12 protein-coding genes are annotated in these 14,342 nt (G+C 70.0%); 8 read left to right on the forward strand and 4 right to left on the reverse strand.

Going from position 1 to position 14,342, the window contains the following annotated elements; translation table 11 throughout:
• Positions 1–35: 35 nt before the first annotated feature.
• From secD to ACQPZF_RS13705, 4 genes are all read left to right on the forward strand, one after another.
• On the forward strand, positions 36–1,865 hold the full coding sequence (gene secD, locus ACQPZF_RS13690) for a protein translocase subunit SecD (protein ID WP_433271769.1): 1,830 nt from the start codon (positions 36–38) through the stop codon (positions 1,863–1,865).
• Positions 1,866–1,869: 4 nt separating this feature from the next.
• The gene (gene secF, locus ACQPZF_RS13695; protein WP_433271770.1) at positions 1,870–3,054 is read left to right on the forward strand and encodes a protein translocase subunit SecF; all 1,185 of its coding nucleotides are present in this window, start codon (positions 1,870–1,872) and stop codon (positions 3,052–3,054) included.
• Entirely contained in the window at positions 3,051–3,569 is a 519-nt protein-coding gene (locus ACQPZF_RS13700) for an adenine phosphoribosyltransferase (protein ID WP_433271771.1), read from the forward strand. The genes secF and ACQPZF_RS13700 overlap by 4 nt, the downstream gene beginning before the upstream one ends.
• Positions 3,570–4,007: 438 nt before the next feature.
• Positions 4,008–6,302 (forward strand): RelA/SpoT family protein, encoded by a 2,295-nt coding sequence (locus ACQPZF_RS13705; RefSeq protein ID WP_433271772.1) that lies wholly within the window; start codon positions 4,008–4,010, stop codon positions 6,300–6,302.
• Positions 6,303–6,687: 385 nt separating this feature from the next.
• Here the strand turns inward: ACQPZF_RS13705 and ACQPZF_RS13710 are convergent, their stop codons facing one another.
• A complete protein-coding gene (locus ACQPZF_RS13710; RefSeq protein WP_433271773.1) occupies positions 6,688–7,551 on the reverse strand; it encodes a peptidylprolyl isomerase in 864 nt (287 codons plus the stop codon).
• Between the two features lie 144 nt (positions 7,552–7,695).
• Here ACQPZF_RS13710 and ACQPZF_RS13715 point away from each other — a divergent pair, with 144 nt between their 5' ends.
• From ACQPZF_RS13715 to ACQPZF_RS13725, 3 genes are read left to right on the forward strand one after another with little or no spacing between them, the layout of a single operon-like run.
• Positions 7,696–8,394, forward strand: a complete 699-nt coding sequence (locus tag ACQPZF_RS13715) for an MBL fold metallo-hydrolase (RefSeq protein WP_433271774.1) — start codon at positions 7,696–7,698, stop codon at positions 8,392–8,394.
• 5 nt (positions 8,395–8,399) lie between these two features.
• On the forward strand, positions 8,400–9,662 hold the full coding sequence (hisS, locus tag ACQPZF_RS13720; protein WP_433271775.1) for a histidine--tRNA ligase: 1,263 nt from the start codon (positions 8,400–8,402) through the stop codon (positions 9,660–9,662).
• Positions 9,659–10,282: a hypothetical protein gene (locus tag ACQPZF_RS13725; protein ID WP_433271776.1), complete on the forward strand. Its 624-nt coding sequence runs from the start codon at positions 9,659–9,661 to the stop codon at positions 10,280–10,282. The genes hisS and ACQPZF_RS13725 overlap by 4 nt, the downstream gene beginning before the upstream one ends.
• A 93-nt stretch (positions 10,283–10,375) precedes the next feature.
• On the opposite strand, the gene ACQPZF_RS13730 is transcribed toward ACQPZF_RS13725, so the two are convergent.
• The 3 genes from ACQPZF_RS13730 to ACQPZF_RS13740 all read right to left on the reverse strand — a co-directional run bounded on the left by ACQPZF_RS13730 (position 10,376) and on the right by ACQPZF_RS13740 (position 13,396).
• Positions 10,376–11,239: a spermidine synthase gene (locus tag ACQPZF_RS13730; RefSeq protein WP_433271777.1), complete on the reverse strand. Its 864-nt coding sequence runs from the start codon at positions 11,237–11,239 to the stop codon at positions 10,376–10,378.
• Positions 11,240–11,395: 156 nt separating this feature from the next.
• Complete coding sequence (locus ACQPZF_RS13735) at positions 11,396–12,748, reverse strand: YibE/F family protein (protein ID WP_433271778.1); 1,353 nt, start codon at positions 12,746–12,748, stop codon at positions 11,396–11,398.
• A gap of 72 nt (positions 12,749–12,820) precedes the next feature.
• Entirely contained in the window at positions 12,821–13,396 is a 576-nt protein-coding gene (locus ACQPZF_RS13740; RefSeq protein WP_433271779.1) for a hypothetical protein, read from the reverse strand.
• Between the two features lie 275 nt (positions 13,397–13,671).
• Between ACQPZF_RS13740 and ACQPZF_RS13745 the strand changes: the two genes are divergently transcribed.
• Positions 13,672–14,298, forward strand: a complete 627-nt coding sequence (locus ACQPZF_RS13745) for a nitroreductase family protein (RefSeq protein ID WP_433274548.1) — start codon at positions 13,672–13,674, stop codon at positions 14,296–14,298.
• Positions 14,299–14,342 lie beyond the last annotated feature (44 nt).

Consider the following 14,342-nt stretch of genomic DNA (forward strand, 5'->3'; position numbering starts at 1 on the left):
ACATCATCTTCGGAGTTCTAGGAGACGGACGGACCGTGGCACCTCCGGCCGGGCAAATCCGCCCCGCGAAGTACTTGGGCGCGTTTGTCCTCATCGTGGTCGCGATGTACTCCTTGGTGTTCTTCACCGGGGGCGGCAAAGCGACTCCCAAGCTCGGCATCGACCTCCAGGGTGGCACGAGGGTCACGCTGACCGCACGTGCCCCGGACGGCCAGACGCCGACGGAACAGGCGCTCGACCAGGCCCGGGAGTTGATCGAGACCCGGGTGAACGGGCTCGGCGTCAGCGGCGCCGAGGTCGTCCGCGACGGCACCAACCTGGTGATCACGGTCCCCGGCTCCGACAGCGAGGGCGCCAAGCGCCTCGGCCAGACGGCGAAGCTGAACTTCCGCAAGGTGGTCGGCTCCCCGCTGCCGAACGCGCCGGAGCCCGCGCCCGCGTCGTCGAGCGCCCCGGCCACCTCGGGTTCGGCCGCGCCGACCACGACACCGGGCGCCCCGTCCGGCTCCGAGACCGCGTCCGCGCCGACCACGACGGCCCAGGGCAGGCCCGCCCCGGCTCCGGAGGTCCAGCCGGCGACCACCGAGTCGCCCGCGACCACGACGTCGCCCGCCACGACGACGTCCGCGCCGGCCAAGCCCGAGGTCGACTGCCGCAAGGTGTTCAGCGGCGAGTACTCGGAGAAGCCCGAGGACTCCATCAACGAGTCCCGCACCTGCCGCCAGGACCCGGCGCTCACCACGCTGGACGCGCAGACCGTCTCGCAGGCGCTGACCGCGTTCACGTGCCCCAAGAAGGACCCGCTGCTGGGCAACGACGACCCGTCGCTGCCGCTGCTGACGTGTGACCAGAAGAGCGAGTTCAAGTACGTCCTCGCGCCGGTCGACCCGCCCAAGGACGGCACCGTCAAGGACGACGACTTCAGCCTCTACTCGCGGCTGAGCGGCGAGGACATCGACAACGCCGTGTCGGGCACCGACCCGCAGGGTGCCGGCTTCATCGTCAACCTCACCTTCAAGGGCGACGGCGGCGACAAGTGGGGTCAGTTCACCTCGGCGAACGTGTCCCAGCAGGTCGCCGTGGTGCTGGACAGCCAGGTGGTGTCCGCGCCGAACATCAACGAGCCCATCCTGGGCGGTTCGACGCAGATCTCCGGCAAGTTCACCCAGAAGGAAGCCGACGGCCTGGCCAACGTGCTGAAGTACGGCTCGCTGCCGCTGTCGTTCGAGGCGTCCGAGGCGGAGACGGTGTCCGCGACGCTGGGCCTGGCCTCGCTCAAGGCGGGCCTGATCGCGGGCGGCATCGGCCTCGCGCTGGTGTTCCTCTACTGCCTCGTCTACTACCGCCTGCTCGGCGTGCTGACGATCCTGTCGCTGGTCCTGTCCGGCGGCGTGGTCTACGGCGTGCTGGTGCTGCTCGGCCGCTGGATGGGCTTCACCCTCGACCTCGCGGGCATCGCCGGCTTCATCGTCTCCATCGGCATCACGGCGGACTCGTTCGTCGTCTTCTTCGAACGACTGAAAGACGAAGTGCGCGAAGGCCGGTCGTTCCGCTCGGCCGTGCCGCGCGCCTGGGTCCGGTCCCGTCGTACCATCCTGTCGGCGGACGCGGTCAGCTTCCTCGCCTCGGCCATCCTGTGGATGATCGCGGTGGGCCAGGTGAAGGGCTTCGCGTTCACCCTCGGCATGTCGACCGTGCTCGACCTGGTCGTGGTCTTCCTGGTCACGCACCCGCTGGTCGTGCTGGTCTCCAAGTCGAAGTCCCTGTCCAACCCGAAGCTCTCCGGCTTGGGCGGGGCCGTCCAGGCGGGCGCCGACGAGCGGGCCCTGTCGGCCGGCAAGAACGCCGCCGTGAAGGAGGTCTGATCCGATGGCACAGTCCAAGGGCAGTGTGTTCCACCGGCTGTACGTCGGGACGGGCGCGTTCGACATCATCGGCAAGCGCAAGCGCTGGTACATCCTCTTCGGCCTGATCCTGCTGGTGTGCACGGCGTCGATCCTGTTCAAGGGCTTCAACGCGGGCATCGACTTCACCGGCGGCACGCGCGTCCAGTTGCCGGCCGTGTCGGCGTCCGGCGAGATCGGCAACGAGGCGGCCAAGGAGAGCTTCACCAAGGCCCTGGGCCATGAGCCCACCGCCGTGCAGACCGTGGGCACGGGCGCGTCGGCCACCATCCAGATCCGCACGGAGACCTTGGACGCGGCGCAGGTCGCGACCCTCAAGGCGGCCCTGAACGCCGACCTAAAGCCCACCGGCGGCGTCGAGACGATCAGCGACAGCGCCGTGTCCGCGTCCTGGGGTGGCGCGATCACCACCAAGGCGTTGATCGCGCTCGGCGTGTTCTTCCTCGCCGTGGCGATCTTCCTGGCGCTCTACTTCGAGTGGCAGATGGCCGTCGCGGCGCTGGTCGCGGTGGTGCACGACGTCGTCATCACGGCCGGCATCTACTCGCTGGTGGGCTTCGAGGTCTCCCCGGCGACCGTGATCGGCCTGCTGACAATCCTGGGTTTCTCGCTCTATGACACGGTCGTGGTGTTCGACAAGGTCAAGGAGAACACCAGAGGAATCCTCGGCTTGACCAGGCGGACCTACGGCGAGGCCGCCAACCTGGCCGTCAACCAGACCCTGATGCGGTCGATCAACACGTCACTGATCGCCCTCCTGCCGGTCCTGGGCCTGCTGGCGATCGGCGTGGGCCTGCTCGGCGTCGGCACCTTGAAGGACTTGGCGCTGGTGCAGCTCACCGGTATGGCGATCGGCGCGCTGTCGTCGATCTACATCGCAACCCCGGTAGCCGTGGACCTGAAGATGCGCGACCCGCGCTACCGGGCGCAGGCAGCCCGCGTGAAGGCCCGCCGCGACAACCTGGCCCGCAAGGCCTCCGGCGAACCGGCCACCGGCGGCGACATCGTCGTGGAGTCGACGGACGACGAGTCGCTCCAGGCGGAACTCCGCAAGGAAAAGGCCCTGACCGCCGCAGCCGGCGTCCCGAGCCGAACGGGCAAGACGGCCGCCGACACCCGACGCCGCCCAACCGGCAAGAAGCACCGTTGAAGCTGGACCGAGCCCTAGGGCTACTGCGTGAGGTCCCGGACTTCCCCAAACCAGGGGTGGTCTTCCGGGACCTCACGCCAGTCCTGGCCAATCCCGACGCGCTGCGCGCGGTAGTGGACGCCCTACAGGACAAGATCCACCCGGACACCGAGATCGTGGCGGCAATCGAGTCCCGGGGCTTCCTCCTGGGCGCGGCCCTGGGCTACGGCTGGCGCTACGGCGTGGTGCCCCTGCGCAAACCGGGCAAGCTCCCCGCCGTAGCCCAGCGGGTGTCGTACGACCTGGAATATGGAACGGCGACGCTGGAACTGCCGGCGGACTCCATCAGCCCAGGTCAACAGGTGGTAGTGGTAGACGACGTGCTGGCCACCGGCGGCACGGCCGCAGCAGCGTGCGCACTGGTGGAACGAGCAGGCGGCGTAGTAACCGGCGTGTCGGTAGTCCTGGAAATCCAGGCCTTGGGCGGCCGAGACCGCCTAGCCGGCCGCGAGGTAGACGCCCTACTGGCCATCTGACCAGCCACAGCCGCCTGCTCCGCGCTCTTCGCGGTGGCGCGCTTCACGCTCGTCGCCCCGGCGCGCGCAGCGCGCACTCCGGTCGGTGGGCTGCGTGTCATCCCCGTATGGCCTGCCCGCAGGGCAACCGCGCTTGGGTGGGGAGTGCAAGCACGCTTTTCGCTTGCGCTCCCGACCCAAGGGTGGTGGTCTTTGACCAGGTCATACGGGGATGGCACGACGCCCGAGTCCTGCTTTTGTGATCATCCTTGGCGGCCTGCCAGTCCGGCGAGGACGCTTTTCAGAACGCAAATCAGCAGAGACCCCCTCCAAACGCCCGACCCGTCCGACCGAACCCCCACCTGCAGTTCACCGTGTGAACTTCACCGCTCATCGGCCAGCACCCCGGCCAACCCCCACCACAGAGCTATCCTCGATTCCTAGCCCCGAGGAGCGTGGTTGAGCCAAGACACCGAACCAACAGCGACGCCGGCCCCGGCAAGGCCCCCGTCGGCCACGAGGCGCGTGCGCGCACGACTCGCCCGCCGGATCACGGCCCAACGGGCGGCCCCGGTCAAACAGGTCCTGGAACCCCTGGCCGCGGTCCACCGCGACCTGCACCCCAAGGCCGACCTGGCCCTCCTCCAGCACGCCTACGACGTGGCCGAGGAGAAGCACCGCCCCCAGCGTCGCAAGTCCGGTGACCCCTACATCACGCACCCGCTCGCGGTGGCCACCATCCTGGCCGAGCTGGGCATGGACACCACCACGCTGGTGGCCGCACTCCTCCACGACACGGTGGAGGACACCGACTACTCGCTCGACCAGCTCCGCGTCGACTTCGGCAACGAGGTCGCGCTCCTCGTGGACGGCGTCACGAAGCTGGACAAGGTCAAGCTGGGCGCGGCGGCCGAGGCGGAGACCATCCGCAAGATGGTCATCGCGATGGCCAAGGACCCCCGCGTCCTGGTCATCAAGCTGGCCGACCGCCTGCACAACATGCGCACCATGCGCTTCCTCCCGCCGGAGAAACAGGCGCGCAAGGCCCGCGAGACGCTCGAAGTCCTCGCGCCACTGGCCCACCGCCTGGGCATGGCCACGGTGAAGTGGGAACTGGAGGACCTGGCGTTCGCCATCCTCCAGCCCAAGAAGTACGACGAGATCGTCCGCCTGGTGGCGAACCGCGCCCCGTCGCGCGACACCTACCTCAGCGGCGTGATCAACGAGCTGTCCTCCCAGCTTGAGGGCGCGCGGATCACCGCCAAGGTGGAGGGTCGTCCCAAGCACTACTACTCGATCCACCAGAAGATGATCGTCCGGGGCCGCGACTTCGACGACATCCACGACCTGGTGGGCGTGCGGATCCAGGTGGACGAGGTCCGCGACTGCTACGCGGCCATGGGCGTGGTGCACGCGCTGTGGCAGCCCATGCCGGGCCGGTTCAAGGACTACATCGCGCAGCCCCGGTTCGGGGTGTACCAGTCGCTGCACACCACCGTGATCGGCCCGGACGGCAAGCCGCTGGAAGTGCAGATCCGGACCTACGACATGCACCGGACCGCCGAGTACGGCATCGCGGCGCACTGGCGGTACAAGGAGACCCGGGGCACGCACAGCGGCAAGGGTGTCGAGGTCGACGAGATGGCGTGGATGCGCCAGCTCCTCGACTGGCAGCGCGAGGCCGCCGACCCCGGTGAGTTCCTGGAGTCGCTGCGGTTCGACCTCGCCGCGCGGGAGATCTTCGTCTTCACGCCGAAGGGCGATGTGGTGACGTTGCCGACCGGCTCCACGCCGGTCGATTTCGCGTATGCCGTGCACACCGAAGTCGGGCACCGGTGCATCGGGGCGCGGGTGAACGGCCGGCTGGTGGCGCTGGAGCGCAAGCTGGAGAACGGTGAGGTCATCGAGATCTTCACCTCCAAGGCGGAGGGCGCGGGGCCGTCGCGGGACTGGCTGTCGTTCGCCGCCTCGCCCCGGGCCAAGGCGAAGATCAAGCAGTGGTTCGCGAAGGAGCGCAAGGAAGAGGCCATCGAGGTCGGCAAGGACTCCATCACCAAGGAAGTCCGGCGGGTCGGGCTGCCGTTGCAGCGCCTGGTGTCCGCCAATTCCATGGGTGCGTTGTCCAAAGAGCTGCACTACCCCGATGTGTCGGCGTTGTACGCGGCGGTGGGGGAGGGGCATACCTCTGCCCGTCATGTGGTTCAGCGGTTGGTTGCCCAACTCGGTGGGGTCGACCATGCTGAAGAGGAGCTGGCTGAGCGTTCCACGCCGTCCACGGTGGCTCGGCGGCGGGTTACCGGGGATGCCGGGGTCATCGTCAAGGATGCCGCCGATGTCTGGGTGAAGTTGGCTCGGTGCTGCACGCCGGTGCCCGGGGATGACATCCTCGGGTTTGTCACCCGGGGTGGTGGGGTTTCGGTGCATCGGACGGATTGCACCAATGCCGATGAGTTGTTGCAGACTCCTGAGCGGTTGTTGGATGTGGAGTGGGCTCCTTCTTCCTCTTCCGTGTTCTTGGTGGCTATTCAGGTTGAGGCGTTGGATCGGCATCGGTTGCTGTCGGATGTGACCAAGGTGTTGGCCGATGAGAAGGTTAATATTCTTTCTGCTTCGGTTACTACTTCTCGGGATCGGGTGGCGGTTAGTCGGTTCTCGTTCGAGATGGGGGATCCCAAGCATTTGGGGCATGTGTTGAAGGCTGTGCGCAGTGTTGAGGGTGTTTATGACGTGTATCGGGTTACTTCGGCCTCCTGATTCAAGACGAAGAGCTAAAAGCGACGCTCGCCGCTTGGCAGGCCGCCAAGGAGTGGGTAGGGCGTCGTGTTCTCCCCGTATGGCCTGGTCAAAGACCACCACCCTTGTCCAGGGAGCGCAAGCGAAAAGCGTGCTTGCGCTCCCTGGACAAGCGCGGTTCCCTGCGGGCAGGCCATACGGGGAGAACACGAGGCCCCGGGCTGTGCTGGCGCGGGCTTCTTGCTGCTGTGTGTTGGCGTCAGCGAAACGTCAGTAGGCGGTGTCACGATCGGGTTGCCGGGTGCCTCACACGCCGGCGGGGAAGACGAAAGGGCCCCGGCACTCCTCTCCCGAGTGCTGGGGCCCCTTCGCGTTTGTGCCTAGGAGTCGGTGATCGTCTCGAACTTCAGGAGACGGTGGCCGTCTCGAACTTCACTTCCTTGTTCGGCTTTCCGCCGCCCGGGGACGGGTCGAAGGAGCCGTCGTGGCCTGCTCGCGCCACCTCGTCCACCAGTTTCAAGCCGGCTTCGTCCAGGCTGCCGAAGACCGTGTAGTCCGGGGATAGCTGGGCGTCGCCGTAGACGATGAAGAACTGGCTGCCGTTCGTGCCCTTCTGCGTCTCCTGGTCCAGGCCGGCGTTCGCCATGGCCAGGTAGCCCCGGCCGTAGGTCAGTTCGGGCCACGTCTCGTTGTCGAACGCGTAGCCCGGTCCGCCGCTGCCCGAGCCGGTCGGGTCGCCGCACTGGAGCATCTGGAGGCCCTGGGTGCCGATGCGGTGGCACGTGGTGCCGTCGAAGTAGCCCTGCTTGATCAGGCTGACGAAGCTGTTCACCGTGCACGGGGCCAGCGAGCGGTCCAGGGTCAGTTTCAGTTCGCCGATGTTCGCCTTGATGGTGGCGGACGTCGTGCCGGTCGACGGGACGCCTGCGGCTTCGGGGGCCTTGGTGCCCTCCTTGGCCGACGCTTCCTTCGACGGGCGGTATTCGCAGTTCACCGGGTCGGCTAGGGGGGTCGGGCGCTTCGGGAGCGCCTTGACCTCGCTCGGGATCTGGATGGGCGCGGCGCTCGTGGAGCTGGCTGCGGCGTCGTCGCCGCTCTTGCCGAAGTCGGCGGTCGCCAGGAAGTAGGCGCCACCCGCGACAACGACCACCAGGCCCGCTGTCACGACCACGGCCACGATCCGGCGCCGCTTCGCGCGCTCCGCCCGGCGGACAAGCTGGCGCTCCAGCTTCCGCTTGGCCTGCTCGCGGCGCTGCACGTTGGTCGGCACCTGCAACCTCCCTGTTCTCGCGTCGACCGGCGACGATCGGACAGCAGTCTAGGGGGCTCGTATATAGCTGGCGTCAGGCGGATAGGCTGGTTAACAGGTCCATAGGCATCTGTTGCCGTTCCGTTGCCGACGAGAGGTGTCCGCGTGCTGGTGATCGGGTTCCCCACCGGCGCCCTCCAGGCCAACTGCTTCCTGCTGGCCACGGAGGCCGGCGGGCCGTGCGTGGTGGTCGATCCCGGGCAGGACGCGGCCGAGCCGGTGGCCGAGGCGCTGCGCGAGCACCGCCTGTCGCCGGTCGCCGTGCTGCTCACGCACGGGCACTTCGACCACACGTTCTCCGTCGCGCCGGTCTGCGACGGCAATGACATCCCCGCGTGGATCCACCCCGACGACCGCGTGCTGCTCTCCGACCCGTTGAAGGGCATCAGCGCCGAGTCGCGCGCGTTCTTCGGCGGCAACCTGGAGATGCGCGAGCCGCGCGAGGTGCGGGCGCTGGACGACGGCGCCGAGTTGGAGCTCGCGGGTCTGCGGCTGACCGTCGACCACACACCAGGCCATACCGGCGGGTCGGTGATGTTCCGCGCCGGCACCGAGGAGGGCGGACGGCTCGTGCTGTCCGGCGACACCCTCTTCGCCGGCTCCATCGGACGCACCGACCTGCCGGGCGGCGACCACCGCGCCATGCTGGCGTCACTGCGCTCGAAAGTGCTGACGCTGCACGACGACACGGTGGTCCTGCCCGGCCACGGGCCCACGACGACCATCGGCCGTGAGCGCCTGAGCAACCCGTTCCTGCTGGAACTGGGTGATGACGCGCCCGCCGCACCGCACCGAGGACTGTAGACACCGTGACCGCGTTCTCCGCCCCCAAGGGCGTGCCCGACTACTTCCCGCCTACTTCCGCCACGTTCCTGGCGGTCCGCGACATCCTGCTGGGATCCGCGCGCCGTGCCGGGTACGGCTACATCGAGCTGCCCGTCTTCGAGGACACCGCGTTGTTCGCGCGCGGTGTCGGCGAGTCCACCGACGTGGTCACGAAGGAGATGTACACCTTCACCGACCGCGGCGGCCGGTCCATCACGCTGCGCCCCGAGGGCACCGCGGGCGTGATGCGGGCCGTCATCGAGCACGGCCTCGACAAGGGCCAGTTGCCGCTGAAGCTCGCGTACGCCGGCCAGTTCTTCCGCGCCGAGCAGCCCCAGTCCGGCCGGTACCGGCAGTTCCACCAGGTCGGCGTCGAGGCCGTCGGCGTGGACGACCCCGCGTTGGACGCCGAGGTCATCGCGATCGCCGACGAGGCGTTCCGGGAGATGGGCCTCACCGGGTACCGGCTGGAGCTGACGTCGCTGGGCGACTCGTCGGACCGGCCCGCGTACCGGGAGAAGCTCCAGGCGTTCCTGGCGGAGCTGCCGCTGGACGACGAGACCCGGCGGAGGGCGTCGATCAACCCGCTGCGCGTGCTGGACGACAAGCGCCCCGAGGTGCGGGCGATGGTCGCGGACGCGCCGCTCATGCGCGACCACCTCTCCGACGCCTCGCGCGCGCACTACGAGCAGGTCAAGGGCTACCTCGACGAGCTGGGCGTGAAGTTCGTGGAGAACCCGCGCATGGTGCGCGGCCTGGACTACTACACCAAGACGTGCTTCGAGTTCGTGCACGACGGCCTGGGCGCGCAGTCCGCCATCGGCGGCGGCGGCCGGTACGACGGGCTGATGGAGCAGTTGGGCGGCCAGCCGCTGTCCGGCGTCGGTTTCGGCCTGGGTGTGGACCGGTCGCTGTTGGCGTGCCAGGTTGAAGGCGTGCAGCCGGGTGACGTGTCGCGGTGCGACGTGTACGGCGTGCCGTTGGGCGAGGCCGCGAAGTCGCGCCTGGTGGCGTTGTCGGGCGCGTTGCGGGCGACCGGCGTGCGGTTCGACCTGGCGTACGGCGGCAAGGGTCTGAAGGGCGCGATGAAGGGCGCCGACCGGTCCGGCGCGCGGTTCGCGCTGGTGCTGGGCGAGCGGGACATCGAGGCGGGCGTCGTGCAGCTCAAGGAGTTGGCCACCGGCGACCAGCGCGAGGTGCCGCTGGTGGACGTGGTCATCTCGGTGCGGGAGGCGTTGGGCCGGTGAGCGACCGCATTCCCCTCGACCTGCTGGACCCGGCCGCGGTGCGCAAGCGCGCGCGGACGGTGGGCATCGGCGCGCTGATGGTGGCCGCCGCGTTCGGCGGGTTGCTGGGACTGCTCGCCGGCCGCACCGCCGGTCTGGTCACGGCGGCCGTGTTCGCCGTGCCGCTGCTGTTGTTGGCGTGGTCGGAGGCGCGTCGGCGGGTGTGGCTGGAGGGCCACGTCCTGTCCGTGCGCGCCTTCGGCACGCGTTCGGTGGACCTGCACACGGCCGACCAGCTCGACCTGCTGGTGACGGACATGCGCGGCAGCCGCACCGTGGGGCTGTTCGTGCGCGGCGGCGGCAAGGCGATCAACCTGGCGCTGGCGATCTACGCCGGCACCGGTGGGCGTGAGCAGGGCGTGTTCGGGTTGCGGAAACTGGCCGACGTGCTGGCCGGGCGTGGTGACGCGCCCGGCCTGGTGTTCTCGGAGCTGCTGGTGGCGCAGTTGCGGGCGGAGGCCCGCGGGGTGGTGGCGGCGGACCGGCCGCTGTACCAGTTGGGGTCGCTCGCGCCGTCCGGCCGGTTGGCGCAGAAGCTGAACCCGGACGCCATTTCGCGCTTCGTGTCGACGTTGGACTAGGGCTCGGGCCGGCGCTCGGGTGTGGCCGGCGAACTGCCGGACCGGCGCTCCGGCACGCTCGTCGGCGGTGAGGCCGTGCCCGGTGGTGAGCGGTCAGTCGGCCGGCAGGCCCCAGGTGCCCCTGGGTGGCGGAGGGGACTGGGTGGCGGTCTCGTCCGTCGTCGTCGGCGCGCCGCCGATGAACCTGGTCAGCGAGGCGTCGTGGGCCACCCGTCCGGGGAACGGGTCGCCGGCGGTGCGGCGGGCCAGGTCCGCGATGGGCAGTTCGACGTACGAGCCGAGGAGCACGAAGTTCCCGAAGCGGCGGCCCCGGAAGACCGCGGGCTCGGCCACCACGCACACGTGCGGGAACACCGCCCGCACGGTCGCCGCCTGGGCTTTCGCGAAGGCCAGCGGGCCGCCGTCGCCGATGTTCGCCGCGTAGATCCCGCCGCCGCGCAGCGTGCGGGCCGCCAGCTCCACGAACTCGACCGACGTCAGGTGCGCCGGCGTCCGCGCGCCCGCGAAGACGTCGGTCACCACCAGGTCGAACGTGTCCTCCGGGGCCTTCGCCAAGACCTCGCGGGCGTCGCCGTTGCGGATCTTCACCCGCCACGTGCGGTTCAGCGGCAGGAGGCCGCGCACCAGGTCGATCAGGGCCGCGTCGATCTCCACGACCTGTTGCGCCGACTGGGGCCGGGTGTCGGCGATGTACCGCGGCAGGGACATCGCGCCGCCGCCCAGGTGCAGGGCGCGGATCGGGTCGTCGTCGGGCGCGATGAGGTCGGCGACGTGGCCGAGCCGGCGGACGTACTCGAACTCCAGGCGGCGGGGGTCGTCCAGGTCCACGTGCGACTGCGGGGTGCCGTTCAGGCGCAGCGTCCACGCGCGGGGCACGTCCGGGTCGGGGACCAGTTCGGCGATGCCCGAGTCGACCTCCCTCGTGACGGTCTCGTCGGCCTTCCGGGTGCGTCCCACACCGGTGATTATCCCGGTAGCGCCTGGCTGCGCCGCCTGCGGTCGGGCAGCCGGTCCGCGAGTCTGCCCAAACGCTCCGCGGTGCCCCGCAACCTGCCGGCACGCGGATCGACTCGTCCGGCCCGCCGGTGTTGCCCGCGAGCGGCGCCGGGCACGTCAGACGGGCCGCCGCCACGGCCCCTTGTCCGGGTCGTACCCGGTGCGCAGGTCGCCGGTCACCCGCGTCCACCGGTCCGGCGCCGGCTCCTCGTCGTCCCACTCGTCCGCGGGCTCGTCGTAGGGCTCGTCCTCGTCCGCGAACTCCGGTTCGGGCACGTCCTCCCGGCCCGCGACGAAAGCGGCCAGCGCCGTCGTGATCGGCACGGCCGCGACCAGGCCGATGCTGCCCACCAGGGTGCGCACGACCTCCTGGGCCACCTCTTGCGCGGTCAGGATCTCGCCGAGGCTCCGGCCGGACAGCGAGAACGCCAGCAGTAGCGGCAGCGCCGTGCCCGCGTAGGCCATGACCAGCGTGTTCACCACCGAGGACAGGTGGTCGCGGCCGATCCGCGACCCGGCGGCGTACAGGTCGCGGAACCCGAGCGACGGGTTGGCCCGCCGCAGTTCCCACACCGCGCTGGTCTGCGTCACGGTCACGTCGTCCAGCACGCCGAGCGCGCCGATGATCGTGCCCGCCAGCAACAGCCCCCGGGTGTCGATGCCGTGCCCGAGCAGCGACACCAGGTTCGCGGTGTCCTGGTCCAGCCCGGTGAGCTTGCCGAACGCCGCGAACACCGCGCCCAGCACGCCGATCAGCGCGAGGCTGACCAGCGTCCCCAGCACCGCCGCGGAGGTGCGGGCGGACACGCCGTGCGTCACGTAGAGGACCACGAACATGATCAGCCCGGCCCCGACCACGGCGACCGTCAGCGGGTCCTCGCCCGCCAGGATCGAGGGCAGCACGAACAGCACCAGGACGACGAAGCTCAGCACGAGCGCGCCGAGCGCGGCCAGCCCCCGCCAGCGCCCGAGCAGCAGCACGGCCGCCACGAACAGCACCGCGAGCAGCAGCATCGGCACGCCGCGCTGGAAGTCGGCGAGCTGGTAGGACTGGCCGGCCGTCGGATCACCGCCGCCGAACGACAGCACCACCGCGTCACCCACGCCGAACGTCGGCGAGCCCGCCTGGTCCGGCACGGGTATCCGCACGTCGCGCCCGGCCGCCGCGCCGTCGGTCATCCGGACCGTCACCAGCACGCACCCGGTCCCACCGGCCTGCTCGGTCTCCGGCCCGCACCCGCCGCGCGCCACGGCCGTCACGTCGCCGCGCACCGGCATCTGCGTGAGGCCGGCGTCCGCGCCGGTGGGCTGCTCGTGGCCGAACGGGTAGAGCAGCAGCGCGCCCACGACGGTCGCCAGCACCAGCGGCAGCAGCAGGACCAGCAGCAGCTTGCGGACCGGCGCGGAAGACGGCTCGGCGGGGTGGCCGTGCCCGTGGCCGTGCGCGGCGATCAGGTCCTTGGCGTGCACGCGCTCATACTGCCCGATCATGAGACGCGCCGCGGACCGTCGCCCGGAGTCGACGGCCCGGGGCGGTGGAGCCTAGTTGTGGCAGACCATGGCGCTCTTGAAGACCAGGATGTCGGTGACCGGGTCGTTCAGGAAGCCGTACTTGACCCCTTCGCCGACCGGCGCCGCGTCCCAGCTCACGCCCTCCTCCAGCGCCGGGTACGCGGCGCGCACCTCGGCCTTGGTCGCGCCGGTCCGGACGCCCTCGGCGGTCTGCACGTCGCCCTTGACGATGATCGAGGCGACTCCCGTGCCGTCGTTCTGGACCCACACGCCGCCGTTGCCGGACTGCAGCGGGTACAGCTCGCAGGTTTCGCCGGCCGGGCCGGCCACGCCGCCGACCAGGCCGGTGGCCTCCAGCTCCTCCTTCGTCATGCCCAGTTTGATCGCGCCGAACCCGGAGTGGTCCAGGACCGGCGTCGGTTCCGACGGGTTTCCGGTGGGCACGACGGTCCCGGCCGTGGACGAGACGCTCGGCGTCGACACGCTGGGCGTCGTAGTCGTGGTCGTCGTCGCGGTGGTGCTCGACGAAGCCCGCTCGCCCTGGTCGCACCCCGCCAGTCCCGCGCCGAGCACCGCGGCGACGAGCATCGCACCGACAGCCTTCATCTCGTTGCCCCCTATACGCACGACCGTGGCGCGGGCACGCCGACGTTGTCCACAATGGACCATTCGGGCACACCCCGCCACTTTCCCCTCGGCGTCGTCCCACGCGCGGTCACGAGTCGATCACGTGCCGCATGTTCGCTATCCGGACACTTCGGTGCGAATTTCGGGTAGAGGTCTTCAATCGAAACGGCTCGGGTGCCACAGTCCGTGGGGTGACGAACTGGACTCCCATCCACGGCCGGGACTTCGAGCCGGTGCCCTACCGGCCCGCCCGGATGCCGATCGAGCAGTCCCTGCGCACGGCGGCCGACCTGCGCGCCCGCATGGACGAGCGCCGCACGGTCCGGATGTTCTCCCCGGATCCCGTGCCCACCCAGGTCGTGCTGGACGCGATCGCCGTCGCCTCCACCGCGCCGAGCGGGGCGCACCAGCAGCCGTGGACCTTCGTCCGCGTGGTCGACCCCGAGGTGCGCAAGGCGATCCGGGCCGCCGCCGAGCACGAGGAGCGCATCTCGTACAACGGCCGACTGGGCGACGAGTGGCTGGACGCCCTGCGCCCGCTGGGCACCGACGACGTCAAACCGCACCTCACCGACGCGCCGGAACTGGTGGTCGTCTTCCAGCAGCGCTTCTACCTCGAACCCGACGGCAGCAGCCGCAAGCACTACTACGTGGACGAGTCGGTGGGCATCGCGGTCGGCATGCTCCTCACCGCCCTGCACCTCGCGGGCCTCGCGGCGCTGACGCACACGCCGTCGCCGATGAAGTTCCTGGGCGAGGTGCTGGGCCGCCCGCGCAACGAGAAGGCGTTCGCGGTGGTCCCGATCGGCTACCCGGCGGACGACTGCGTAGTGCCCAACCTGGTCCGCAAGACGCTGGACCAAGTCATGGTGACCATCTAACCCGCCGCACGGGTCCTCTTGACGGCTGCCGCCGCGGAGGCCGC

It is taken from the genome of Actinosynnema sp. CS-041913 (genome assembly GCF_050942485.1).
In the GTDB taxonomy this organism is placed as follows: Bacteria; Actinomycetota; Actinomycetes; order Mycobacteriales; family Pseudonocardiaceae; genus Actinosynnema.